Genomic DNA, 23,462 nt, shown 5'->3' with positions numbered 1-23,462 from the left:
CTATATCTTTATCCAAGATTCTGGCAATCCCATATAATCTCTTTGGTTATGAATCCAAGTTTTTGGTGCGATGATGATTTTGTCTGCATTTTCATTTAATACCCCCCCCCATAATGAAAATGTAGAATTAGCTATGATATTTGCCTTACAAGCTCTCATAAGTTCCAAATCACAATATCCTTTGTCTTGCGCATTTTTTACGATTTGGAATCTTTGTATCCCAAGATTTTGGATATTTTTCTCTAAGTATCCATAATCATCCGAGAACAGATAAAACACAGGATCTGCAAGTTTTGTCTTAATATAGTTTATAGCTTGCTTGTAGTATTCCATTGGTAGCAATTTGATTCCATTAATACAATAATCCCCCGCCCTTATATGCAAACTTACGGCATTTGTTGATTTGATTTGTTTTAAAAGTCGTGTATTGGGAGAATCAAGGGGTATTGTTAAAGTAAGTTCTTGTTGCAAGGTTTTCAAGAGATTTTTAAAATAATCCAGATTCTGGAAATAACCCCGGTAGGTCGCATAAATTTTGGTTTTTCGGAAAAAAGTTTCATCAAACTCTGTGTATCTGTCTTCTGTTTCAACAAGTGATTGATAAAGAAATTTACGCACGATCTTTGGAGTCCGCCTGTATATTTTCTGGTAATAGAGCATACGCTTATTTGTAGCTATTGGTAGAGTGATGTTATAGAGCGAGAGTAAAAGAGGGCGTGGGTGTATGGAATTATAGGAGTTTGAGTACCAACTTGCATCGAGTAAAACCTTATCTTGTGATTTTTCGCCTAATGCTCTTGCAAAAGCATATTGGAATAATTGATTCCCAAGTCCACCAATGAGTTTGACAATTTTCATACTTTTAAATCCTTAAATTCAGTTTTTTTTTTTTTTTTTTGAATCACCACGGATTGCAACTTTAAGATACGAATCTAAAAAATCCTTTGCAAAGCCTGTGGTAGTTCATCTTGTGTGCTAAGTAAGCTAAAGTGTGCACCAAGATTTGCAAAATAGCTTTGTAATTTTGCATTGTAGGCCCTGAGTCTTTGCTCATAGAGTTTGTAAGAAATCATAGAAGCATAGACTTGATTTGACTCTACATCTTGCACACAAAATCCCGGCTTGGGATCTATCTCGCTTTTATCTCGCACACAAAGTCCATAGAGTAGAAGAGAATGTTTGAAACTTGAGTGTAATACTTGGGGATTCAGAGAAAAATCAAGCTCGAAAAAATCTCCAAGTAATACCATCAGGCCTTTTTTGTGTCTTTGGGTGAGTAAAAAATGTAGCCCATAAGAAAAAGGGAGTTTTGTAAAAGTTTCCCTCTGGGCTAAGGTAACATTTTTGCACTCATCTAAGAATCGCGAGATATCCAAAGCATTATCTAAGGTCCTTATAGCCTTAGAATCTAGAATATGCACCAATGCTTTGAGCTGATAGAATGCCGCGCTTTGCAATAAAATCTCACAAATCCTAGAGATAAACTCTAGCTTTCTTGGCTTTCCTAAAAGCAGGCTTTTGGATACAAAAAGACAAATATGTACATAAGAAAATGCTTGAGTGCTGTATGTTTTTACCATAGGACGTCCATACTTCAGTGAAGCCAAAGGTGCGATAAACCGAGCGTCTTGGTTGTACTGGTATTCGCGTAATTCTAAAAAATCATAACCATCACCAAAAGTATCGCGCAAACAAGAAAATTGTACGAAAGGAAGCGGTTTGCTAAAGACTAACATAGGCAATTATGGAATGGGAGTGAGTGCGATAATCTCTTGGAGTATGTCTTGTGCACTTATCCCCATACTTTTTGCTTCAAAGCCAAGTAAGATTCTATGTGAAAACACAAGAGGTAGTACCCTTAAGACATCGCTAGGTATGAGATAATCGCGATCTTGCAGTAAAGCAAATGCTTGCGATGCTTTCAATAAATCAATGCTAGCGCGAGGAGAGACGCCAAGCTGCAAGCAAGAATCAATGCCTTTGAGGCTGACTTGTTTTCGTGTAGCTTGTGCTAGATCCACTATGTATTTATAAAGGCTTTCTTCTACATAAATATTTTCAATATGCTTTTTGATAAGCTCCAAATCATAAGAATCAAGCAACGTATCCGGTCGCTTGGTATGCATATTTTTGAGAATCTTTATTTCACTCTCACTGGATGGATATTCTAAATGGATACAAAGCATAAATCTATCAAGCTGGGCTTCAGGAAGCACATAAACACCTTGTGATTCTATAGGGTTTGCGGTGGCTACTACTACAAAGGGCTGTGGAAGTAAATAGCTGTCATTTCCTAATGTCACTTGCTTCTCTTGCATAGCTTCTAAAAGCGCGCTCTGGACTTTTGCTGGAGCGCGGTTTATCTCATCAGCCAAAACGACATTTGCAAAGATTGGGCCAAGGTGTATTTGCAGTTGATTGATAGCTGGATTATAAATTTGGGCGCCTAAAATATCACTAGGAATGAGATCTGGAGTGAATTGTATGCGTTTGAAGCTAAGATTGAGGGATTTTGCAATGCTTTGTGCAAGTGTGCTTTTAGCAAGTCCAGGAACACTTGAGAGCAATATATGACCTTGCGCGAAGATGCCAACAAGCACAGATTCTATAAGCTCCTCTTGTCCTAATATACAAGAATTAAGCTGTGTTTTGAATGCGATGATTTTCTTAAACAGTGCGCTTTGCATGGCTATCCTTCAAGAATTATAGGCGTTTAGATATGCAACAGAGTGCCTAGTGGTTGCAAGATTCCAAAAAATCTTTATACAAAACTTCTAGCTCTTCTAATTCTTTGACGCATTGTTGGGGTAATTGTGTGTTTTTCTCTAGGATTTTCATACGCGTTAGGAGATATTGGAATAAGACTCTATCAATATCAGGTAGCTTGTTTGCCGCATCGGCTTCTTTGGATCTTCCTTTCACAATCACGCGTGCAGGTATTCCTACAGCAGTACAATCTCTTGGTACATCTTTGATAACGACGGAATTTGCGCCTATTTTGGCATTTTCACCGACGACTATATCACCTAGCACCTTTGCACCCGCGCCAATCACTACACCAGATTCTATAGTTGGGTGGCGTTTTGTTCTAGCCAAGCTCACGCCACCTAAGCTCACTCCTTGGTAGATTGTAACATCATCACCCACAACAGCGGTTTGCCCTATTACAACACCTATGGCATGGTCTATAAATACTCTTCTGCCAATTTTTGCTTCTGGATGGATATCCACATTTGTAAGAAACAGTGTGATTCCAGAGATTGCTCTGCCTAGTTTTTTAAAGCCTCGCATATAAAGCCAATGAGCGATTCTATAATGTACAAGAGCGATAAGCCCCGGGTAATTAAATAACAATTCAAAGCTACTTTGTAACGCCGGATCTCGCGTCTTAACGACCGCAAAATCCTCTCGTATTAGACTAAAAAGACTGGATTGTTTTTGCATATGATTGACCCCTATGGTTTATCTTGGTTTTTATTGATGATTGTGCGTAAATAGCCATTTTCACTCAACATAATATAGAGCTGACCTAGCACCTCTTTTTTTTCCTCTACGCCTAAGTCTTGATTCTCTTCGATGTATTGTTTCAAGCGACGCTCGATCTCCTTTGTATCATAATCTAAGTCATCTAATACATCTAAAATTGTTTGCGCCTCTAAGACATTACTTAGTTCATAGCCTTTATTGAGATCATCATCAAAGATGATGCTGAATTCTGTGGGATGCGTGAAAAGATTGTGTCTCATACCTAGCACCTCTTGGTATGCTCCCACGAGAAAAAATCCCAAAAAATACTCCTCTTTTGTCACATCCACATCATGCAAGAAAAGCGGTTTCTTCGCATTAAAAGCAATCTCTCCATCAGAATCGCAAGTAATATCCCACAAGCTTGCGCTTCTATTAGGACGGCGGTTTAATCTGTCAAGTGGCATTACGGGGAAATTTTGTGCTAATCCCCAATAATCTGGCAAGCTTTGGAAAAAGCTGCAATTTAGTAAATAGCGCTCTTGGACTTGCTCTTGGATTCTGATAATCTCATTGTGGTTTTTGTGCTTGAGCAGTTTTATAACTTTTTTGATAATCAAATGCACAAGAACTTCGGTATTACTCCTATCTTGCAAGTCAATATAACCCAAATCAAAAAGTGTCAGTAAAGATTCCATATGATCAAAACTATCATGCAAATACTCAATCGCACTTTTTTCACTCACACTATTGTAGAGGTCATAAAGCTCCTCGATAAGTGGAGGATTTTTTTGTTTGAGCTTTAAGGCACGCTCATCATATTCATGCGAAAACAACTCAAGCACTGGTGTGACTAAAACAGCATGATTTGCGGCGATGAAACGTCCTGATTCTATAAAAATATCAGGTTCTGGTTCTTTTTTGTTTTTCGCAATATCACGTAAAGAAAATACGACATCGCCGCTAAATTCCTCAAGCGTGTAGTTGCGATTGTTTCCACTTTCATGCTGGGTGTATTCTACGGCAAGCCCCCCGCCGATATTGACCACCTTAAGATTATTAGCACCTTTTTTGCGCAACTCTGCATAGATATTGCCTGCTTCTCGTAATGCCTTTTTGAGTGGAGAAATATCACTAATCTGTGAGCCAATATGGAAGTGAATCATTGTAAATTTATGCAAAAGCTTTTCTTTCTTAAGCATATCGATGGCTTCGAGTAATTCTGGCGAGGTTAGCCCAAATTTCGAATTTATCCCACCACTCTTAGCCCATACTCCTATGCCCGCACTATGTAAGCGGATTCTAAGACCAATATTTGGATATGGCTCACCCATCTCTTTTGCCACTTCGATAATTGTCTCTAGCTCATTGAGACCTTCAATGGTCAAGGTTATATCATGTTTCATATTTGCTGCAATAAAGCCAAGCGAAATCATTTCTCTATCTTTGAATCCATTGACTGTGATTGGTGTATTTTTATTCGTATAAGCCATTGCAAGTATGAGCTCTGGCTTACTACCTGCTTCAAATCCATAAATTCTATCTTTGCTTTGTTCAACGAGTGAAAGCACAAAGTTTGGCATTTGATTGACTTTCAGAGGAAAGACTGCTTTGAAATCGCCCTGGTAGGAATACTCTTTGATGGCTTTTTTGAAAGCACCAAACATAGTATCAATTTGCTTCTTGATAAGATGTGGGAAGCGCAAGAGCAATGGACCGCGATATCCCTTTTCACGAATCTCTTGCACAATATCTATCAGCGCTGGTTTGGATTTATAATTGATTTTCACTCGTCCTTCATCAATAATGAAGTTATTGTTTGACCAAAAATTGATTCCATAATCTACCATATAAACCCCTCTCTCAAGCTTGCTGGCTTAGATTATACACCAAAGAGGCTATAATTTTTGAGAGCAGACTTACCTAAGGAGAAAGCAATGCTTGAGTTTGAAAATTTGAGCAAGCAGGATATAGAATCTGAAGGTTTTGAGAAAATCTATCATGAGATGTTTTCTCTCTACAAACCACAAGCTTTGTGTATGCCAATCTTAGAACTCCTTATTGTGGATTCAAAATCCATACAAGAACTTAATAGGATACACAGAAATCAAAATACCCCAACTGATGTACTTTCTTTCCCACTTGAAGTAGATTTCACACAAGAAAATAGACAAGTCATTGGGAGCGTGGTGATAAATATACAATGTGCTAAAGAAGTGGCTTTAAAGCAAGGGCATAGTATTGAGTGTGAGCTGCAGCTACTCTTTATCCACGGGCTTTTGCATATCTTTGGTTTTGATCATGAGCGAGACAGTGGTGAGCAGAGAGTACAAGAAGAATATTGGATAACAAAATTCAATCTACCCGAGAGTTTGATTATCCGTAGCCAAAGATAATTGCGAGATTCCTTAATTTGTGTGGTTGCAATCCAAATAAGAAAGATTTGCAATCTTTGCATAGAGGCTTAGCAGTCTTAGAATCTAAGCTGACCCACCTTCCATAAAAGTTCGCAAAATAATCATCGCGCTTATGCTATCTAGCTTGCCTTTTCTCTCTCTTCGTAACTTCTTGCTTGGCAATAGTCCCATCACCTCTTTGGAGCTGTAATCTTCATTGACAAATATAATCTGACCATCGAAGTCCAAGAGACCTACAAAATGCTCAATACGCCTTTGTGTATCCATATGTCCTGCCTCGCCACCGCTTGGCTTACCTACAACAAGGTGTGTGGCTGCTTTGTTTTTGAGCAATGTACTTAATTGCTCTGCAGCTTGGTTACGATTAATACGCAAGATAGGCTCAAGAGGTAAAATGATATTTTGCTCCAAAATCGCCACTCCTATGCGTTTTAGCCCCACATCACAAGCAACAACACGTATTTGAGAATCTAGCATATCCGCACTATCCCGTTATCACGCATGATTTTTCCTTCCATCTCGTATTCCAAAATCTTTAGTCCAAACCGTGAGATTGCCTCCTCATAGCTTGGCGCATTTTTACAAAACTCTAGTACCTCATCATTTGTCACAGAATCTGTCCCAAAAATCTCATTCACAAAGTCTTTTATGTCATAAATCGCGCGCGCCTGATTCTTTGCAAGTAGGCTTTGTGTGCCTAGGCTTTCATTCATTCTATGTGGCAAGACAAAAAGTGGCTTTTTTGATTCCAAAGAAAGTCTAGCACTTTGCATCGAGCCACTCATGAGATCTGCTTGCGGGATAATCACTATATCGCTCAAGCCAACCACAAGGCGATTTCGCTCTAAAAAACTATGTGCAAAAGGCTGGTAACCGCATTTGTATTCGCTAAGGATGAGTCCATCCTTTGCGATTTGAGCAATAATCCTAGCATTGCTTTTAGGATAGATAATATCCAAGCTTGATGGCGAAAACATAATCGTCCGAGGGAGGGCATTTGTATGCGCGATAATATCCACTCCGAGTGCGCCTCCACTCACTACCACACCTCCTGCTTTGGCTATGGCACTTGCAAGCATGGCGCAAAAATGCTTTGTGTAAGGGTTTGGCGAGCGTGTGCCTACTATGGCTATCTTGATTGGTGCTGCAAGCAGATGGGAATCCCCGATGAAAAATAGCTCTTTTGGCGAGCGAGATAATTCCTTCAAGGCCTTAGGGATAATCTGCAAGGGCTTGATTATAAAATCATTGGATTTGTGCATATTGGAACTTTGAACGGATATAAAATGTTATGTTTTTCTCTTGTAGAAATGATTCTAAAGCCATTGGAGAAATGAGCTCTACTTCGCCTAAAAGCCTTTCTTTTGCTTCTTTGAGTGCTCTAAAGGTATCGCGCTTGGGATGGCAGATAGCAATCGCATAGCCTTTGCTCTTTGCCTTCTGTATCGCTATGGCAATTTGTAGGGCTATGCTTTCTTTGTTTGGGCGATTATCAAGAAAAATATCGCGTTGCATGATGAGGCGATTTTGCTCTTTGCTCAAATGGGAAGTGATGGAATCTTGGGTCGTCATACTATCAATAAAGCGCAAGCCAAGTTCATCAAAAACCTCTAAAAGATTCTTCATATCCTCATAGCTGGCTGTAAATTTAGATCCTGCGTGGTTGTTGAGATACTTGAGTTTTGGGAATTGTGTTTTTATCTCCTGTAGTCGCATGCGCATATCATCTTTGCTCGTACCTATTAGCAGTGGTTTTAAGCTTTCTTGCTTTAAATGTAATGCCTCAAGTGGCAAATGCACCATATAATCTGCAGTGATTCTAGCAATTTGTGCTGTTCTTGGTGTGTTTGGCGTTTGGGGAAAGATAGAAGGTGTGATATTAAGCCCAAGTTGTTGCAAAGAGAGAAGTTCTTGCTCGGATTTTATATCATCCATAATGATGAGTAATTTTGGCTGTGATTTGTGGTGCTGGTGCTGCTCTTTTGTGGATTCTAATGCTTGCAAGGGGTTTGTGCAGATACAAAACAAAAAGAGAAAGAAAATAAACACTCTCAATCACACTCCATATATTTTTATAGAGATTGTAACACTTTTTGGGGTTTTACAAATGGTTGTGGTTGGCTTTAAAAAGCATTGGAGCAAAAGCCTTAGAGACTAAAAAAACCCTTTCTCCAACGCGAAAATTTTGTGCTTCTTTTGCTTCATAGAGAATCTTAATAATCTCACCTCCACAAAGAATCTCAAACACACTCACCAAGCTCTGATTTGTGATACGCAAAATCTCACCATGAAGACGGATTTTCGCACTCAAATGCGGGGATTGGAAGACTTTATGTATATCTCCGCTTTGCACTATTTTGCCATTTTTGATAATCCAAGCTTTGCGTGCAAGCCTAAAGATTTCTGCCATGTCATGACTGATAAAAAATGTCGTGAGATTAAGATGATAGTGCAGCTTTGCAATCTCATCTTGCAGAGACAAGCGCATCTGAGAATCTAGAGCGCTAAATGGCTCATCTAAAAGCAAGATTTTTGGCTTTCTCACTAAAGCGCGCGCCAAGCTCACGCGTTGGGCCTGTCCTCCAGAGATAGTATTTATTGGGCTTTTGAGAATAGGGGTAAGCTCCATGAGCTTGATAAGCCATTGGACAAAATCGCGCTCTTTCTTGTCTGTGAGTGCAAAGGTGATGTTTTCATAGACATTCAAATGTGGAAAAAGTGCATAGTCTTGAAATACAAAGCCAATACTACGTTTTTGTGGTGGCAGATAGGTCTTTTTATCCAGCCATATTTCATCGCCAACTTTGATAAACCCCTCTTGTGGCCTTGCTAGCCCACCTAAGATTCTTAAAATCGAAGTTTTGCCCGCCCCAGATTTACCAAAAAGCGCGACAAAATCCCCAAAATCTAAGCTCTCTTGTACCTTAAGCGTAAATGTATCCCTCTGGCCACCTCTAAGCTCTTGAGCAAAATCCAAGACTATATCCATCACTAGATAATCCTTAGATGCCTATCAAAATATCTGCGCATGATAAGAAAAATCACACACAAGCTCAGAAAGCTTACAGCAGATAGACTGAGTGCATACTGGTGTGCTAAACCATAATTGAGACTCTCTGCTTCTTCATAGATTGCAATACTTGCGACTTTGGTCTCGCCCATCCTGCTGCCACCTATCATCATCACTACTCCAAATTCCCCTATAGTGTGTGCAAAGCTCGTTACACATCCTAAAAGCAAAGCGCCTTTGATATTTGGCAAGAGGACGAAAAATAATGTATAAAGATTGCCCTTCCCTAAGGTGTAGCTGGCTTCTTTGAGAGATTGCGGCAAAGAGGCAAGCGCATTTTTGATTGGATTTACCATAAAAGGCAGAGAAAAAATCACACTTGCTACCACCAATCCATGAAAGCTAAAAGCAAGCTGGAAAGAAAAATGTTCTAAGAGAAATGCACCTAAGACATTGTGTTTATTGAATGCTATAAGCAAATAGAATCCAAGCACTGAAGGAGGAAGGATAAGTGGCATCCAAATGAGTGATTCTAAAACGATGACAAGCTTACAGCGCAAAGAATCTAGCAAAGCAGCAAGCATTATCCCAATAGGCAATAAAATCAATGTCGTAAGCAAAGAAAGCTTAAAGGTTAAGAGCATGGTTTGCAAAAATTCTTGCTGCATAATTCCTCCTATAAATCTTTTAATCGAGCTGCTGGAGAAGAATCTGTGTAGGGTTTATTGTCCATGAGCATGTAGCGCCTACTTTTAAGCCCATGCTTTGCAAACGCTTGCAATCACGGGTAGATAGCAGGGCAGACACACCGCTTTGGAATTCTACGAGTGAAAGTATGCAATCTTGCTTGATGGAGGATATTTCGTGTATGAAGCAGTTGTGGATACCAAGCAAACTATCTGATAAAGAAAGCAAGAGATCTGTTTGCTTAAACACAAGCCTTACTTCTTGTCCTCTCTGCCATTGCTGCTTGCTCTGAGTAAAAATGAGCAAGACCAAAAACATACCAAAGCAAGAATCTAGCTCTATAAGCGCGAGATTCTCATCATGCTCTATATTTGTTATCCTAGCTTTGAGTGTGTTCATCTTATCCTATGGGGCATCATAGCCATATTCGTAAAAAATGCTCTGCGCTCTCTCTCCTAAGATATATTCTGCAAAATCCTTTGCCAGCTGAGAATCCCCTCCAGCTTTTGTAACCACAAGTGATTGCACAATAGGCTCATAATACTTCTGCTCAATCACGCTATAGGTAGTGGTTGTATCTTTTATCACGATCGAAAGCGCGCTAAAGCCAATTTCTGCCACGCCTTGTTTCACATACGCGCTTGCTTGGCCAATGGATTCTCCAAACACAAGCTTGGGATGGAGCTTTTTCTCTAGCCCCATGCTTTTGATATAGCTTTGTGCAGCCACGCCATATGGAGCGAGCTTTGGGTTTGGAATGGCTATGTGCTTGATGCTCTTATCCTCAAGGATTTTCAGACTGCTTGCATCATAGCTTTTGTTTGCGCTAAAAAGCACCAATTTGCCACGTGCATAGGCCTTTGGCTGACTTGAAGCAAGATTGTCTTCAAAAATCTTTTGTGGATAAGAAGAATCTGCAGAGACAAAAAGCTGTGCATTTGAGCCGTTTTTGATCTGCGCATAAGCCTTGCCTGATGAAATGTAGCTAATGTCAATCCCATCTTCTCTGCGAGTTTTTAAAAACTCTTCTTTTATATCCTCTAAGACAAACTTCAAAGACGCTGCTGCTAGCACATTGATTTTTTCACCATAGGCATTGCAAACACAGAGCATAAGTATTAATAACACTCGCGACATAGGGAATCCTTTCATGTTTCTAGAGATAAAGCAGTGATTATAACACTACAGATTCTTATACGATGCTATTTCTCAAAATCATCAAGCACGCTTGCGGCCTCAAGCAGACGCTGCTTATCAAAATGTGTGTAGATTCTGCTTGTATTAAGATTGGCATGACCTAGAGCCTCTTGCACAAGCACTAGGTCATGCTTCTTGCTATAGAGCATAGTGGCAAAGGTATGCCGAAGCATATGCGCGCCCATTTTTTCCTTTTTGATTCCTGCATAGCTTAGGATGTCTCCTAACACTTGGTATATCCTTGCTTGCGTGAGTTTTGTGCCTTTTTTATTGCAGAAAATGAGATTATCTTCTATAGTTGAGTGCAATGCTATTTGGGTGCGCTGCTCCATCCATGCTTTCATAAGACTTTCTATCTTGACTTTTTTTATCATAACCACGCGCATTTTGTTCCCCTTGCCCCTTACTTGGAATAGCCACAAATCTCCTTGCGGGATAAAGTCCTTTATGCGAAGAGAGAGAATCTCACTTACCCTCACACCCGTATAGACGATTATTTTTATAATCAATTTATCGCGCGTAGAATACTTGGCTCCAAGCGGTGCGTTATCAAGTGATTCTAAAAATCTCTCAAGCTCTGCTTCATCCAAATATGCTGGGAGCTTGTGCGTGCTATTAAGATTCATCAAATGCCTGATAGTAAGCTCGATCCCAAAGACATGTGAGAGCCCATTGTCTTGATTGCGCTTGTCAATAAAGCCAAAAAATCCTATGAGCACGATTCTGTAGTTTTTCTTACTCGCATTGCTCAGCATAGAAGTATAGACACTCAAGAAATCAACAATAGCATCCTCATTGATCTCACGCAGACTCTTAAGATGCAATGAGCAAAGATACTCATAGAGCTTTGATAGTGGCGTGATAAAGATATTAATCCCAATAAGTCCCGCGGCTCTTGCCCTCTTGCAGATATTAAGCAGTTCTGTGATGCTCTTTGGCTGGGATTTGAGAATCTCTAGGCATTGCAAGATTGTTTCTTTACTGCGCACTTGGTGGTTTGAGAGAGTGTTGATTTTCCAACGCATAAACAGCGCTATCCACATAAGCAGATTCTCTTCAAAGCTTGCGAAAGGTTCGAGGGAATGAGTCATTGAGAAATACCTTAGTTTTTGTGTATCGCGAGGTTAAACAAAAATAATTCCACACAAAAAGCCAAAACAAACAAGCTATAATCCCTGCCTTATTTTTACGCCATATTCTTTAGCAGCAGAACTCATTACAATGAAAGGAAGGGGATGTTTGAGGCAACCACGATTCTAGGTTACAAAGGCGAATTTGAAGGCAAGAAATATGCGGTTATTGGCGGTGATGGGCAGGTGACATTTGGGAATTGCATCATGAAGAGTAACGCCACCAAGGTGCGCACACTTTATAACGAGCAGATCTTAAGCGGGTTTGCCGGTAGCACCGCGGATGCGTTTAGTCTTTTTGATATGTTTGAGAGAATCTTGGAAGGTAAAAAGGGAGAGTTAGTTCGCTCAGTGCTTGAGTTTTCAAGACAATGGCGGAGCGATAAGTATTTACGCAAGCTAGAAGCGATGATGATAGTGCTTAACAAAGAGCATATTTTTATTTTAAGTGGGACAGGTGATGTGCTTGAGCCAGAGGATGGCAAGATAGCTGCTATTGGTAGCGGAGGGAATTATGCACTCAGTGCAGCTAGAGCTTTTCAGAGAATCCCTCAATCCATTTCTCCGCGCCAGATTGTCGAGCAATCCCTGCAAATTGCAGGAGAGTTGTGTATCTATACAAATACAAATATCAAGATTTTGGAGCTAGTATGATAAACCAAGATAATATGACGCCAAGAGAGATAGTGGCGTATTTGGACGACTATATCATTGGGCAGAGCGAAGCAAAAAAATGTGTGGCCATTGCTCTAAGAAATCGCTATCGCCGAATGAATCTCCCAAAGGAAGTCCAAGAGGAAATCACACCAAAAAACATCCTTATGATAGGCTCGACAGGTGTAGGCAAAACAGAAATTGCGCGGCGTATGGCAAAGATCATGGGACTGCCTTTTGTCAAAGTGGAAGCAAGCAAATACACGGAAGTAGGGTTTGTAGGTAGAGATGTGGAATCTATAGTGCGAGACCTTGTGCTAGCAAGTGTGAATCTTGTGGAAAAAGAATACAAGCAAAAAGAGGAACAAAAGATCCAAGAATATATCTTAAATAAAATCACCCAAAAGATTCTCCCGCCTCTTCCTAGCAGTGTAAGTGAGCAGAAAAAGCAAGAATACGACCAAAGCTTCCAAAAAATGAAAGAAAGAGTACGTAAAGGCGAGATGGATTCTTTACAAATCAATATTGAAATTAGCAGAAGCTTAGTGATTGATGAAGGGTTGCCTATGGATATGGCCAAAATGCAAGAATCTCTTATCAAGGTATTTTCCCCACAAGAACAAAAGCAAAAACGCGAAATGAGTGTGAAGGAGGCAAAAACTGCGCTTACCCAAGAGGCACTCAAGGAATGCCTAGATTATGAAGCAATCAAGCAAGAGGGCTTAAAACGTGCAGAGCAAAAAGGAGTGATATTTATCGATGAGATAGATAAGATTGCAGTGGGGGCTAAAGATTCTTCTCGCCAAGACCCTAGCAAAGAAGGCGTCCAACGAGATTTGCTTCCTATAGTCGAGGGTAGTGTAGTAGCTACAAAATACGGCCAGATACGAACCGATTATATCCTCTTCATTGCCGCAGGGGCTTTTGCTTTTAGCAAACCAAGCGATCTGATACCAGAACTGCAAGGAAGATTCCCTCTGCGAGTGGAGCTAGAAAGCCTTACACAAGAGAGCTTATATAAGATTCTTACCCAAGTCAAAAGTTCTATTATCCGCCAATACCAGCTTTTGTTACAAACTGAAGATATTACATTGGATTTTGAAGATGAAGCAATTAGAGAGCTTGCAAGATTATCTTTTGATGCAAACCAAAAAACAGAGAATATTGGTGCGCGCAGGCTACATACAACAATAGAAAGAGTACTAGAAGATATTAGCTTTGCATGTGAGGAATATACCGGCAAGCAAGTGCTAGTGAGTGCTGCTATGGTCAGAGAGAAATTAGCAGATTTGGTAGAAAATGTAGATTTAGCACGCTATATACTCTAAAATCCCTAGTCCATACAATCCCTTTAAAATACTTCACAATTTTTACAAATTGCTTCTTACAAGTTGCTTCTTGGCAAGCTCTGATTTCAGCTCTATTATCCCCCAAACTCGCATACCAAACACATTCCTAAGATTTTCCCTCGTAGGTCAAAGATAAGCAAATTTTTGCTATTATCGCGCGACTTCTTCAACTCAGAGAGCCTAAAACATAGAGGATGAGGATATGTTGTTTAGCGATTTTTTTAAAAGCAAAAGAAATGAACCTCGTGCAGAGAAAAATGATGCTCCTAGTCATTGGGTGAAATGTCCAGGTTGTGGCGCGTTAATGTATTACAAAGAAATCTTCTCGCAATCACAAGTTTGTCCTAAATGCAATTACCACTTCAAAATCTCAGCAACCCAGAGAATCGAACTTTTGTCCGATAAGGATAGCTTCAAAGAGTTTGATAAAGACTTGCGTCCTGTCGATCCATTGGAATTCGTAGATAAGAAAAGCTACAAAAACCGAGTCCAAGAGGCGCAGACAAAGACAGGCAGGCCTAGTGCTGTAATAGCAGGAAGTGCTAGCATACAGGGAATGAATGTACAGCTTGTAGTGTTTGACTTCGAATTTATGGGTGGCTCACTTGGATCAGTAGAAGGCGAAAAGATAGTCCGTGCGATAAATCGCGCGATCAAAAACCGCCAAGCACTTATCATTTGCTCCACAAGTGGTGGGGCTAGAATGCAAGAATCTACTTTCTCGCTTTTACAAATGGCAAAGACTTCTTGTGCGCTCAATAAACTAAGCGAGGCAAAGCTGCCCTTTATCTCATTACTTTGCAATCCTACTTTTGGTGGGGTGAGTGCAAGTTTTGCATTTTTGGGAGATATTATTATTGCTGAGCCCGGAGCAATAATTGGCTTTGCCGGACCAAGGGTGATCAAACAAACTATAGGCGCAGATTTGCCTCAAGGATTCCAAACAGCGGAATTTTTACTAGAACATGGACTTATAGATATGGTAGTAGAGCGCAAGAATCTCAAACAAACTCTGTATGATCTTTGTAAAGCTCTTACATACAAAACGCATGACATACAACCTGTATTGTATTAGCAAGGCAAATTCTCAGCTTGAAGGTATCATAAAGGAGTTTGCAATGAAAGCCCAAGCCTTTAATGCGCAAATCAATGTTATTGATATTTTTACCCAATCTATTGCACGAGCTCAGAAGCTCTCTGCCTCCAAAGCCAAAGAATCTTATACGAAAGTATTTACTTCTTTTATCAAAGTAAATGCTCTTAATATCGCTCTGCACCCAGATGCCAAAGCATTAGATTCTTTAGGGTTTGCAAATTTACTCAAAGATACAAATGAGGTGAATTTTTTTATCGGTGGGGCTTTTGGGTTTGAAGAGGGATTTTTGAAAAGTGTCAAAACTCTGAGTTTGAGCCCGCTTACTTTCAGTCATAAAATTGCAAAACTTGTGCTTATAGAGCAGATATATCGGGCATTAAGCATTCTAGCAAATCATCCTTATCACAAATAACCATCTTAATCGAATTGGAGGCTAAAAACATGGATTATAATTTTTTCAAGGAGTTGCTTACCGCAAGACGCGAAAAACTTATAAATTCTTTACTAGAGAAAGACAAAGCTTTGCGTGAATGGAATAGCTTTAGTGATGATAGTGATTTGGTTGCAGCTCATGAGCATGGAAACAATATAATCTCAATCATGGAGGTACAGAAAAAAGAGATACAAGAAATAGAATATGTGCTCAATAAGATCAAATCCAAAACTTATGGAATCTGTGAAATGTGTGATGATGAAATTGATATACAACGGCTCAATGTAAAGCCACATGCGAGATTTTGCATCAATTGCAGAGAGTTTTTTGAAAAGACGCAAAATATTGAAAACAAATACAAGAATCTGAAGGCTTCAAAAAAGGAAACTTAATGAATTTCAAATATTATATGGGCTTTAGTGTTGTTTTTTGCATGGTGCTGGGCGTTTATGCCTATAGCTTAGACCTGGGTGATTACAGTTTGAATCTTTTGTATCTTGATCATGAAGTCACTCTGCCCATAGCACTCTGGCTCATCATAATCGTTTTAGTATTTTTCGTCTGTACTTTGGTGCTTTTTGGTGCCAACTTTATACAAGAACTTCTCAAGTCTTACCATACAAAAAATGACTTCAATAAACTCATTATGCAAATAAGCGAGCAGGCATTACACAAGACAGTGCCACAAAGAATCTATAAAAATTCTCATATTGCTTTGCTATCTAAGGTATTTGGACGCTTTATACTTATGCCTAAAGTGGATTCTAAAAAATGCCTTGAATCAAAAATCGATAAGCTTATCCAAGACTATGAAAGCATAATCAATGGCGAAGTTGTAGAACTCAAACATTATGATTTAGAAAAAGACAACCAACTCAGTATCCAAAACAACAAAAATAGAATAAGAAACGACAAAAAATTTGCTTTTAGCATGCTTGAAAAAGATGAATGCGATGAGCTCAAAGACTTTGCTATAACGCAGATTCTAGAATCCAGCGACAAAAAAGAATTGGAGAAGTTTTTTACCTCTGGTGTAGCTCTTAAGCCATTGCATAAAGATGCATTGCTAAAAGCACTTACAAGAGAACACGAAAAACTTGATACCAATCTTATAGTTACAAGTCTTAAGCAAGTCAAATTTACGCAAAGTGATTATCTGCAGTTTGCAAAAAACTCCAAGCAGATTTTAGAGCCTGATAGATGGTACAAGCTTTTTGAGAATCTAGCGTCTAATGATGAGATGGCAGATATTGCGCTTTTTTATGTGATGCTCGAGCTTGAAATGATTGATAGAGTGCGCGAAAGACGGTCTCTGTATGGAAAAGATGAATTGCGCTTTATAGATGCGTATTTGGATTTGCGTGATAGCTCCAAGCACTACAGTTTGGATATTTTCTTCCATCAATATTCATAAGGGTTGGCTATGTTGGATTCCAAACATTTCAATAACTTACAAAACATCGTAGGAAAGCAAGACTGCTACAACGACAAGGCGCATTTGATTGCTTATTGCTATGATGCTACAAGAGAGAGATATGAACCTGATGCAGTAGTCTATCCACAAAATGAGCTCCAAGTAAGCGAGATTCTCAAATATTGCAACACACACAAAATCACTCTTATCCCGCGTGGAGCTGGCAGTGGATTCACAGGTGGGGCACTTCCTAGTAGCGGCGGGGTAATCTTGGCAATGGAAAAACACTTCAATAATATTTTAGAAATCGATGAAAAGAATCTTATAGCGCGTGTACAACCAGCTGTTATCAATAAGCACTTCCAAAATATAATTGAGCAAAAAGGGCTTTTCTATCCACCTGATCCTGCCAGCCAGGACTATAGTACTCTGGGTGGTAATGTCAGTGAGAATGCCGGCGGAATGCGCGCTGCCAAATACGGAATCACGAAAGATTATGTGATGGCTTTGCGCGCTGTTTTGCCAAATGGAGACATTATCCGCGCAGGCAAAAAAACAATCAAAGATGTCGCGGGCTATAACATTGTAGGCACTCTTATTGCAAGTGAAGGGACACTCGCAGTAATCACAGAGCTTACTTTAAAGCTCATAGCAAAGCCTAGATTCAAAAGATCTGCCATGGGAATCTTTGCGACTATTGATGATGCTATGAATGCCGTGTACAAAACTATGGCTAGCGGTATCACACCCGTTGCAATGGAGTTTTTGGATAATTTGAGTATTTGCGCAGTTGAAGACAGATTCCACAAAGGATTACCAAAAGATGCAGGTGCTATTATCATCACCCAGGTAGATGGCGACTTACAAGAGCTCTTAGACTACCAGTTACACGCACTCCAAGCAAAGTTCAAGGAAAACAATTGCAAAGAATTTAAGATCGCACAAAATGAACAAGAAGAGGAGGACTTGTGGTTTGCAAGACGTAATGCAAGCCAAAGCATCACAATCTATGGTAAGAAAAAACTAAACGAAGATATAACAGTCCCACGTGCGCGCTTACCCGAGCTGCTTGCTGGTATTGGTGAGATCAGCAAGAAATATGGCTTTAAGATTCCTTGTTTTGGGCATACAGGCGATGGTAATGTACATACAAATGTGATGGTAGAGGACTTAAAGGACTTACAGAGAGGCCATGAGGCAATCACTGAGATTTTCAAGCTTGCAGTAGATTTGGAAGGCACACTAAGTGGCGAGCACGGTATAGGGCTATCAAAAGCATCTTTTATGGAGCTTGCTTTTACCAAAGAGGAAATGAATCTTTTTAGGAATCTCAAAAGAGCTTTTGACCCAAATAACATCTTAAATCCGGGCAAAATGGGTTTATAAAAAATACAAAAAGGAGAGCTAATAATGAAACTTTTAGTATGGATTTTGTCTTTTGGTATGTGTGTTTACTATGCTTTTGGAAGTGGATTTTATAAGCAGAATATGGCGGATTCTGAGGTATTTGTCATCTCTTTGCAGCAAGGCAATCCACCAACAAATAAGCTCATTACAGAAAATAAAATGATAAAGACCAATACCTATCGCCAAAATCAGCACAATATTATGCTTGTCAAAAACAAAGACTTTATTGCTCTTATAGATACGGGATTCCCTCATACAAGAGAAGTTTTAGAATCCAAACTCAAAGAACAAGGACTAACCCCCAGCGATATTACCCATATAATCATTACTCATGGGCACAGAGATCATGTAGGAGGGATTTTAGATAACAACCAACAGAATATTTTTAAAAACGCGACATTACTGGTCGAGAAAAAGGAATACGAATTCTGGATGCATTCACAAGATTTGCAAGCAAAGAATGCTCTTAACTCTTTCAGTAAAAAAGAATTTTTCACAAAAGACACTCCTATTTTAGAATCTTTGCAGTTCAAGATTACACCCTTGCAAGCTTTTGGGCACACGCCCGGACACACTATGATCTTGCTAGAAGATTCCAAAAACTCTAAGCTACTCTTTGTTGCGGATTTGCTACATGTTTATGATGTGCAAAAAGACAATCCGCAGATTGCCATAGAATACGATATGGATAAAGATGAGGCGATAAAGACAAGACAAGAAGTACTCCGAATGCTCAAAGAAACAAATATGAGATTTGTAGGCACACATTTCCCTTCAAGCGAGCCAACTACTTTGACTCTTGATATACAAAATACAAGATAAAGTACTTGTCTTATTCCAATACAATGTGAACAATGTGCAAGTGGTTGAGAGAGTTAAATAGACTTGTAAGATAATGGAGACCAAAACACCACTACCCAAATCTCTCTATATGGAATCCTGACCATGTCTGTGTGACTGGCATAAGCTCGATTTCATTGACATTGATATGAGAAGGTAAGGCAACAAGCATCAATAACACTTCTGCCAAGTCTTTTGCACTTATAAATTTTGTATTTTCATACAAGGAATCTGCTTTCTTTTTATCACCCTTGAAGCGCACTTCGCTAAATTCTGTCTTGCAAAGTCCTGGAGCGATGTTTGTAACCTTGATATTACTCCCTCGTAAATCATTGCGCAAAGCAAGTGAAAACTGTCCGACAAAAGCTTTTGTACCACAATACACATTCCCGCCAAAATAGGGGTTTCTACCGGCAACCGAGCCAATATTAAAAATATAGGCATCTTTTTGCCGGCGCAAAAGAGGTATAAGAGCGCGAGCCACATACAAAAAGCCTTTGATATTCGTATCCACCATAGTATCAATATCATCTATTTCAAGCTTATCAAACTCAACTTGCTCTAGTGCAAGGCCTGCGTTATTAACCAATATGCTTATGTCAGAAAACTCTTGGGGCAAAGAATCAATAGCGCTAAAAACACTTTCTTTGTTTCTTGCATCCACACATATTGGATAGATTCTCTCTCCAAACTCCTTGCGTAAATCTTCCAATCGCTCACTTCTGCGCGCCAAAGCCACGACTTTATAATCCTTCTTTGCCAAGGCCCTAGCTATCTCTCTGCCAAAACCAGAGCTTGCCCCAGTGATAAATGCTACAGGCATCATTTCTCCTTTACAACTATGAATTCTCACTCAAAGTGGATTGTAGCCCATCTTAAGTGCAACTGCTTGCAAAGCAATCAGTTTGCGACTTTTATCACTCGATCATTGAGCTCTTGGAGATCTCTTGCATTGTCTTGCAAAATCCTATGCAAAGCTTCTATTTGTTCTTTAGAAGCAAAGATATAATCTTTTAAAACTACCCACTGCACCATTTCACTGCAAGGAGGAGTTGTAAGTGAGCCATCAAAGGCATAGTAGCCAAGTTTTTTTGGCAGCAAGTTAGTAGGATTAAACCCTTTCAGCGCAACACTTTGCCCTTCCTTTTCAGGTAGATGCGCTATGAGCTGCGAAAAATGTTTATTTGCCTTTCCTTCCTTGACTAATACCGCAAGCACAAGCAGAGTATCATTTGCGCTTTTATTGACAAAATGGATTTCTAGGGGATACCCTTTTTGATCAATATATGTCTCAGAAGGCGTATGGAAATGGAATTGGAGCAATTCATACGGCTTGTTTTCATAGAGCAATTCGCCAGAGTTTTTATAATTGACTTGCAATGTATGTCCGTTATTTATAAACTCAACAGAATTGGCAAGATAAGCAGTTTTTAGCGCATGAGCGCTTTTTTGCGCAGAATGCGTGGGGATACTTATAGGGCTTTGATTATGTCCCAAATCACAGAGCTTGTACGCCTCATCAAGCTTACCCCATTGCTTTGGACCATTGTCTTTTCCATATCCCCAATGCGCTTTGTGATGGTCATCAGAGTGGGAATCATAAGAGTGCATATGATGATGCAAGTGATCATGTGTGGATATATCATGGGCTGCACATGTAACGATAGTTATGGCTCCAAGGAGCGTACGCAAAAAAAAGCTTTTTTTCATTTGTTTATCCTTTATTTGTGGTGATTTGCCTCTAGTGGTTTGTTTTGCACTGAAAAAGCCAGCAATTCTATACTGAGAAAATACATAAATAATAAATATTATCCCTTGATTGATTTTATTAAATATCAAAAGATTTGAGAGACAGCTTCAAACAATTGTGCTTCTTAAAGAAGTCAAAGAAGCGTATGGTTTTCAAGAGTTTACAGAATTTAACACAAAACATTGAAAACAAATAACCAGTCTGTTTTAATTTGCCAACAAAGGCTGCTATCTATCTGCGCAGGAGTTTTATGCTTTTTTGTAGAGAATCTACGAGGTATTCAATATCTTCTAAACTGTGGGCATAATGCAAGCTAATCCTAATCCAGCCCGGACGCTTGCTTGGATTTTGATAAAGCTCATAGAGGGTTTTGGTACTTTGGGAATCTATATGCAAAGAATCTAGTTCCATCAAATAATGCCCATAAGGTCCAGCACACGAACATCCCGCTCGTGTCTGGATTCCAAATCTTTCACTCAAAACCAAGCTTAAATCAAAAGGAGACACACAGGCGATATTAAAGCTAATAATCCCTAGATTGTGCTGGGATTGCGCGCTATGCCAATCGCCATAAAGCTCAAGTGCAGGGATTGCCTTAAGCTCATGAAGTAGAATCTGGCTTAAGATTTTCTCACGCCTTCTAATAAGGTCCAACCCCACTTCATTGCGTAGCTTAAAGCTAAGACATGCACGCAGTAATCCTAAAATCGGTGGTGTTCCAGCCTCTTGTCTATGTACCATATCTTGCACATATAAATGTCCTTGATTGCTTGCATACTCGATAGTGCCTCCACCACTAAAGCTTGGATTTTGTGAATCTAGCAAGCTCCTTTTGATAGCCAAAAGCCCACAGGCCTGCACACCACCAAGTAACTTATGCGGAGAGAGAAAAAGCGCATCAAAATATCGTGAAGGTATATTCAGATGCGAGCTGGCACTTGCTGCATCAAAGGCAAGGATAGAATTATTGTATTGCCTAAAAATGCGCGCGATTTCTTTGTATGGAGAGAGTAATCCACTGACATTTGAAGCAAGGCAAAATGCGCCAATAAGCCTCGTACTAGAAGTTGATAGTTGGAGTTGGGATTGCAAATCTTGCAGACTAAAGCGACCTTGGGAATCTAGTGCTATCTTGAGCACTTCACATAGACCCTGACGCAATGAGATTTCATTGGAGTGGTGCTCATAAGAGCTGATAAAAACTCTTGCAAGCGCACTTTTTTCCTGTACGCTTAATGTTTGCAAAAATCCCTGTTTCTGTAAAATCTCAAGGCTTTGTGGTGGGATATAAAGCCCTGTGAGCTCTTGGAATTTTTTGATTGCCCCACTTGCACCACTACCACAAGCAAGCAAGGCAAAGCTAGAGTCTAGCTCAAGACACTCTGCCAAATGCACCTTTGCCTCCTCATAAAGCGCACTCATTATCTTGGCATGCGTAGAGGAAAAAGAATGCGTGTTAGCATAAAAAGGCAAAATCTCATCTATACGAGATTCTATATCTCTATACGCAAGACCGCTTGCCGTCCAATCAAAATAATGTGTCTTTGAATCCAAAATAGTATTAGCACGGATATGCTCTAACTTATCGCTTTCTTGCTCTTGTGTAAGCAATGGAGAAAAGAATCTCTCAACAATTGGCGCTACTTGCATTAGTTATCACGCTCAATGATGTAAGGTACTCCATTGATTCCAGAATCTGAAAGCGCTCTAGTGATTTGCAATGCCTTCTCAAGCTGCTTTTGGTAAGAGAGGTTTTGCTTTTTGTCTTTCGTATAGAGTTGTTGCAGTAAGACTAGATTGGCCTTTTCATCAGCTCCTCTCTTCTCAAGAATCACACTTGCTTTCTGTAAAGAATTCTCACCCAAAAATCCCACAACAAGCATTTTTACATTAGCATCTTCTAGCAGTATAGGAAGCCTCTCTAACTCTTTGTGGCAGTAGGGACAATTAGGATCAGAAACAATATAAAATGTCTTTTTACTAGCAGTCTTTGCTTTAAAGCTTATCACTGCATCTGTGTAGTTTTTGAAAATCTCTAACACCTGAGAATCCACGCGCTTTCTTTGCTCTTCATAGAGTTCTTGATGGAGAGTTTCTAACTTGGTGTCAAAAGCTCTATCCAGACTAAAAACTGCTTGTGTGTGGAAGATGACCTCACCATCATTGGTGCTAAACAAAGAGTTCTTGTGGCCTTCTTTATCTCCAACCACTACAAAACTAAGGCCATGGGTAAGATTATGTACCTCTAAAACTTCAAAATTTATACCATGTTTTTGGAGGATAGATTGTATTTTAGCTCTTTGTGTGCTGTTGTTTTCGAATTGCGACTGCAATGATTTGATGATCCCAGATTCTGCATGCAAATTTAACGCAAATACCACCACTAGCATAATCAATCGCTGCATTCTTCAATCCTTGCCAAGTAATAAAATATAACGGGGAACATTCTATAAAAATTTTCAACACAGACATATAACTTTAAGCTTAGATTAACCCCCCCCCCTATAATAATTCCTCTCAATGGAAATCTTTAGACTTATTGAAAATCTTTGACTTATTCAAGGAGGAACAATGAACATACGACTATCTCTCATAACAGCAACTTTTCTTGTT

26 protein-coding genes are annotated in these 23,462 nt (G+C 39.6%); 9 read left to right on the top strand and 17 right to left on the bottom strand.

Annotated elements, in window-relative coordinates:
* The 5 genes from CCY97_RS02500 to speA all read right to left on the bottom strand — a co-directional run bounded on the left by CCY97_RS02500 (position 1) and on the right by speA (position 5,315).
* On the bottom strand, positions 1-858 hold the full coding sequence (locus CCY97_RS02500; protein WP_112063921.1) for an alpha-1,2-fucosyltransferase: 858 nt from the start codon (positions 856-858) through the stop codon (positions 1-3).
* A 74-nt stretch (positions 859-932) separates the two neighbouring features.
* Positions 933-1,736 (bottom strand): DUF58 domain-containing protein, encoded by an 804-nt coding sequence (locus CCY97_RS02495; protein WP_112063920.1) that lies wholly within the window; start codon positions 1,734-1,736, stop codon positions 933-935.
* Positions 1,737-1,742: 6 nt separating this feature from the next.
* Positions 1,743-2,687 (bottom strand): MoxR family ATPase, encoded by a 945-nt coding sequence (locus CCY97_RS02490; RefSeq protein ID WP_112063919.1) that lies wholly within the window; start codon positions 2,685-2,687, stop codon positions 1,743-1,745.
* A 46-nt stretch (positions 2,688-2,733) separates the two neighbouring features.
* The gene (cysE, locus tag CCY97_RS02485) at positions 2,734-3,444 is read right to left on the bottom strand and encodes a serine O-acetyltransferase (RefSeq protein WP_112063918.1); all 711 of its coding nucleotides are present in this window, start codon (positions 3,442-3,444) and stop codon (positions 2,734-2,736) included.
* An 11-nt stretch (positions 3,445-3,455) separates the two neighbouring features.
* Complete coding sequence (gene speA / locus CCY97_RS02480; RefSeq protein ID WP_112063917.1) at positions 3,456-5,315, bottom strand: arginine decarboxylase; 1,860 nt, start codon at positions 5,313-5,315, stop codon at positions 3,456-3,458.
* 87 nt (positions 5,316-5,402) lie between these two features.
* On the opposite strand from speA, the gene ybeY reads away from it, so the two are divergent.
* A complete protein-coding gene (ybeY, locus tag CCY97_RS02475) occupies positions 5,403-5,861 on the top strand; it encodes an rRNA maturation RNase YbeY (protein ID WP_112063916.1) in 459 nt (152 codons plus the stop codon).
* Between the two features lie 84 nt (positions 5,862-5,945).
* On the opposite strand, the gene ruvX is transcribed toward ybeY, so the two are convergent.
* From ruvX to CCY97_RS02435, 8 genes are all read right to left on the bottom strand, one after another.
* On the bottom strand, positions 5,946-6,359 hold the full coding sequence (gene ruvX / locus CCY97_RS02470; protein ID WP_112063915.1) for a Holliday junction resolvase RuvX: 414 nt from the start codon (positions 6,357-6,359) through the stop codon (positions 5,946-5,948).
* Positions 6,353-7,144, bottom strand: coding sequence for a DNA-processing protein DprA (gene dprA, locus CCY97_RS02465; protein ID WP_112063914.1), 792 nt, complete (start codon positions 7,142-7,144; stop codon positions 6,353-6,355). The genes ruvX and dprA overlap by 7 nt, the downstream gene beginning before the upstream one ends.
* Positions 7,128-7,931 (bottom strand): divergent polysaccharide deacetylase family protein, encoded by an 804-nt coding sequence (locus tag CCY97_RS02460; RefSeq protein WP_258456907.1) that lies wholly within the window; start codon positions 7,929-7,931, stop codon positions 7,128-7,130. Before CCY97_RS02460 ends, dprA begins: the two co-directional genes overlap by 17 nt.
* A gap of 52 nt (positions 7,932-7,983) precedes the next feature.
* A complete protein-coding gene (locus CCY97_RS02455) occupies positions 7,984-8,871 on the bottom strand; it encodes an ATP-binding cassette domain-containing protein (protein WP_112063912.1) in 888 nt (295 codons plus the stop codon).
* 2 nt (positions 8,872-8,873) lie between these two features.
* The gene (gene modB / locus CCY97_RS02450; protein ID WP_112063911.1) at positions 8,874-9,560 is read right to left on the bottom strand and encodes a molybdate ABC transporter permease subunit; all 687 of its coding nucleotides are present in this window, start codon (positions 9,558-9,560) and stop codon (positions 8,874-8,876) included.
* A gap of 19 nt (positions 9,561-9,579) precedes the next feature.
* On the bottom strand, positions 9,580-9,978 hold the full coding sequence (locus CCY97_RS02445) for a hypothetical protein (protein WP_112063910.1): 399 nt from the start codon (positions 9,976-9,978) through the stop codon (positions 9,580-9,582).
* Between the two features lie 6 nt (positions 9,979-9,984).
* On the bottom strand, positions 9,985-10,716 hold the full coding sequence (gene modA / locus CCY97_RS02440) for a molybdate ABC transporter substrate-binding protein (protein WP_258456876.1): 732 nt from the start codon (positions 10,714-10,716) through the stop codon (positions 9,985-9,987).
* A 65-nt stretch (positions 10,717-10,781) separates the two neighbouring features.
* Entirely contained in the window at positions 10,782-11,867 is a 1,086-nt protein-coding gene (locus CCY97_RS02435; RefSeq protein ID WP_112063908.1) for a tyrosine-type recombinase/integrase, read from the bottom strand.
* 144 nt (positions 11,868-12,011) lie between these two features.
* Between CCY97_RS02435 and hslV the strand changes: the two genes are divergently transcribed.
* The 8 genes from hslV (at position 12,012) to CCY97_RS02395 (ending at position 19,081) form a co-directional block, all read left to right on the top strand.
* On the top strand, positions 12,012-12,560 hold the full coding sequence (hslV, locus tag CCY97_RS02430; protein ID WP_112063907.1) for an ATP-dependent protease subunit HslV: 549 nt from the start codon (positions 12,012-12,014) through the stop codon (positions 12,558-12,560).
* A gap of 14 nt (positions 12,561-12,574) precedes the next feature.
* Positions 12,575-13,888 carry an HslU--HslV peptidase ATPase subunit gene (gene hslU, locus CCY97_RS02425; RefSeq protein ID WP_112063992.1) on the top strand — a complete coding sequence of 438 codons (1,314 nt, stop codon included), beginning with the start codon at positions 12,575-12,577 and terminating at the stop codon, positions 13,886-13,888.
* A 223-nt stretch (positions 13,889-14,111) separates the two neighbouring features.
* On the top strand, positions 14,112-14,984 hold the full coding sequence (gene accD / locus CCY97_RS02420; protein WP_112063906.1) for an acetyl-CoA carboxylase, carboxyltransferase subunit beta: 873 nt from the start codon (positions 14,112-14,114) through the stop codon (positions 14,982-14,984).
* Positions 14,926-15,417 carry a 23S rRNA (pseudouridine(1915)-N(3))-methyltransferase RlmH gene (locus tag CCY97_RS02415; RefSeq protein WP_346435140.1) on the top strand — a complete coding sequence of 164 codons (492 nt, stop codon included), beginning with the start codon at positions 14,926-14,928 and terminating at the stop codon, positions 15,415-15,417. The genes accD and CCY97_RS02415 overlap by 59 nt, the downstream gene beginning before the upstream one ends.
* Positions 15,418-15,446: 29 nt before the next feature.
* A complete protein-coding gene (gene dksA / locus CCY97_RS02410; RefSeq protein ID WP_112063904.1) occupies positions 15,447-15,830 on the top strand; it encodes an RNA polymerase-binding protein DksA in 384 nt (127 codons plus the stop codon).
* Positions 15,830-16,852, top strand: a complete 1,023-nt coding sequence (locus CCY97_RS02405) for a hypothetical protein (protein WP_112063903.1) — start codon at positions 15,830-15,832, stop codon at positions 16,850-16,852. Before dksA ends, CCY97_RS02405 begins: the two co-directional genes overlap by 1 nt.
* Before the next feature lie 9 nt (positions 16,853-16,861).
* Positions 16,862-18,238: an FAD-linked oxidase C-terminal domain-containing protein gene (locus CCY97_RS02400; protein ID WP_112063902.1), complete on the top strand. Its 1,377-nt coding sequence runs from the start codon at positions 16,862-16,864 to the stop codon at positions 18,236-18,238.
* Positions 18,239-18,262: 24 nt separating this feature from the next.
* A complete protein-coding gene (locus CCY97_RS02395) occupies positions 18,263-19,081 on the top strand; it encodes an MBL fold metallo-hydrolase (RefSeq protein WP_112063901.1) in 819 nt (272 codons plus the stop codon).
* Between the two features lie 91 nt (positions 19,082-19,172).
* Here the strand turns inward: CCY97_RS02395 and CCY97_RS02390 are convergent, their stop codons facing one another.
* From CCY97_RS02390 to CCY97_RS02375, 4 genes are all read right to left on the bottom strand, one after another.
* Positions 19,173-19,922, bottom strand: coding sequence for an SDR family NAD(P)-dependent oxidoreductase (locus CCY97_RS02390; protein WP_112063900.1), 750 nt, complete (start codon positions 19,920-19,922; stop codon positions 19,173-19,175).
* A gap of 77 nt (positions 19,923-19,999) precedes the next feature.
* A complete protein-coding gene (locus CCY97_RS02385) occupies positions 20,000-20,809 on the bottom strand; it encodes a carbonic anhydrase family protein (protein ID WP_112063899.1) in 810 nt (269 codons plus the stop codon).
* 271 nt (positions 20,810-21,080) lie between these two features.
* The gene (locus tag CCY97_RS02380) at positions 21,081-22,499 is read right to left on the bottom strand and encodes an aminotransferase class V-fold PLP-dependent enzyme (RefSeq protein WP_112063898.1); all 1,419 of its coding nucleotides are present in this window, start codon (positions 22,497-22,499) and stop codon (positions 21,081-21,083) included.
* Positions 22,499-23,254 (bottom strand): hypothetical protein, encoded by a 756-nt coding sequence (locus CCY97_RS02375; protein WP_112063897.1) that lies wholly within the window; start codon positions 23,252-23,254, stop codon positions 22,499-22,501. The genes CCY97_RS02380 and CCY97_RS02375 overlap by 1 nt, the downstream gene beginning before the upstream one ends.
* Between the last annotated feature and the right edge of the window lie 208 nt (positions 23,255-23,462).

Source organism: Helicobacter sp. 10-6591 (genome assembly GCF_003288805.1).
Taxonomy (GTDB): Bacteria; Campylobacterota; Campylobacteria; order Campylobacterales; family Helicobacteraceae; genus Helicobacter_F.
Note: the sequence above shows the minus strand (reverse complement) of the source record. Positions and strands in the feature narration are given on the sequence as shown.

Excerpts from the sequence above, each read along its gene's own strand:
- CCY97_RS02495 (WP_112063920.1), bottom strand. The coding sequence starts at position 1,736 with ATGTTAGTCTTTAGCAAACCGCTTCCTTTCGTACAATTTTCTTGTTTG.
- CCY97_RS02445 (WP_112063910.1), bottom strand. The coding sequence starts at position 9,978 with ATGAACACACTCAAAGCTAGGATAACAAATATAGAGCATGATGAGAAT.
- CCY97_RS02455 (WP_112063912.1), bottom strand. The coding sequence starts at position 8,871 with ATGGATATAGTCTTGGATTTTGCTCAAGAGCTTAGAGGTGGCCAGAGG.
- CCY97_RS02500 (WP_112063921.1), bottom strand. The coding sequence starts at position 858 with ATGAAAATTGTCAAACTCATTGGTGGACTTGGGAATCAATTATTCCAA.
- accD (WP_112063906.1), top strand. The coding sequence starts at position 14,112 with ATGTTGTTTAGCGATTTTTTTAAAAGCAAAAGAAATGAACCTCGTGCA.
- CCY97_RS02490 (WP_112063919.1), bottom strand. The coding sequence starts at position 2,687 with ATGCAAAGCGCACTGTTTAAGAAAATCATCGCATTCAAAACACAGCTT.
- dksA (WP_112063904.1), top strand. The coding sequence starts at position 15,447 with ATGGATTATAATTTTTTCAAGGAGTTGCTTACCGCAAGACGCGAAAAA.
- hslU (WP_112063992.1), top strand. The coding sequence starts at position 12,575 with ATGACGCCAAGAGAGATAGTGGCGTATTTGGACGACTATATCATTGGG.
- ruvX (WP_112063915.1), bottom strand. The coding sequence starts at position 6,359 with ATGCTAGATTCTCAAATACGTGTTGTTGCTTGTGATGTGGGGCTAAAA.
- cysE (WP_112063918.1), bottom strand. The coding sequence starts at position 3,444 with ATGCAAAAACAATCCAGTCTTTTTAGTCTAATACGAGAGGATTTTGCG.
- modB (WP_112063911.1), bottom strand. The coding sequence starts at position 9,560 with ATGCAGCAAGAATTTTTGCAAACCATGCTCTTAACCTTTAAGCTTTCT.
- ybeY (WP_112063916.1), top strand. The coding sequence starts at position 5,403 with ATGCTTGAGTTTGAAAATTTGAGCAAGCAGGATATAGAATCTGAAGGT.
- CCY97_RS02435 (WP_112063908.1), bottom strand. The coding sequence starts at position 11,867 with ATGACTCATTCCCTCGAACCTTTCGCAAGCTTTGAAGAGAATCTGCTT.
- CCY97_RS02375 (WP_112063897.1), bottom strand. The coding sequence starts at position 23,254 with ATGCAGCGATTGATTATGCTAGTGGTGGTATTTGCGTTAAATTTGCAT.
- CCY97_RS02405 (WP_112063903.1), top strand. The coding sequence starts at position 15,830 with ATGAATTTCAAATATTATATGGGCTTTAGTGTTGTTTTTTGCATGGTG.
- dprA (WP_112063914.1), bottom strand. The coding sequence starts at position 7,144 with ATGCACAAATCCAATGATTTTATAATCAAGCCCTTGCAGATTATCCCT.
- CCY97_RS02400 (WP_112063902.1), top strand. The coding sequence starts at position 16,862 with ATGTTGGATTCCAAACATTTCAATAACTTACAAAACATCGTAGGAAAG.
- CCY97_RS02390 (WP_112063900.1), bottom strand. The coding sequence starts at position 19,922 with ATGCCTGTAGCATTTATCACTGGGGCAAGCTCTGGTTTTGGCAGAGAG.
- speA (WP_112063917.1), bottom strand. The coding sequence starts at position 5,315 with ATGGTAGATTATGGAATCAATTTTTGGTCAAACAATAACTTCATTATT.
- hslV (WP_112063907.1), top strand. The coding sequence starts at position 12,012 with ATGTTTGAGGCAACCACGATTCTAGGTTACAAAGGCGAATTTGAAGGC.
- modA (WP_258456876.1), bottom strand. The coding sequence starts at position 10,716 with ATGTCGCGAGTGTTATTAATACTTATGCTCTGTGTTTGCAATGCCTAT.
- CCY97_RS02380 (WP_112063898.1), bottom strand. The coding sequence starts at position 22,499 with ATGCAAGTAGCGCCAATTGTTGAGAGATTCTTTTCTCCATTGCTTACA.
- CCY97_RS02395 (WP_112063901.1), top strand. The coding sequence starts at position 18,263 with ATGAAACTTTTAGTATGGATTTTGTCTTTTGGTATGTGTGTTTACTAT.
- CCY97_RS02415 (WP_346435140.1), top strand. The coding sequence starts at position 14,926 with ATGATCTTTGTAAAGCTCTTACATACAAAACGCATGACATACAACCTG.
- CCY97_RS02385 (WP_112063899.1), bottom strand. The coding sequence starts at position 20,809 with ATGAAAAAAAGCTTTTTTTTGCGTACGCTCCTTGGAGCCATAACTATC.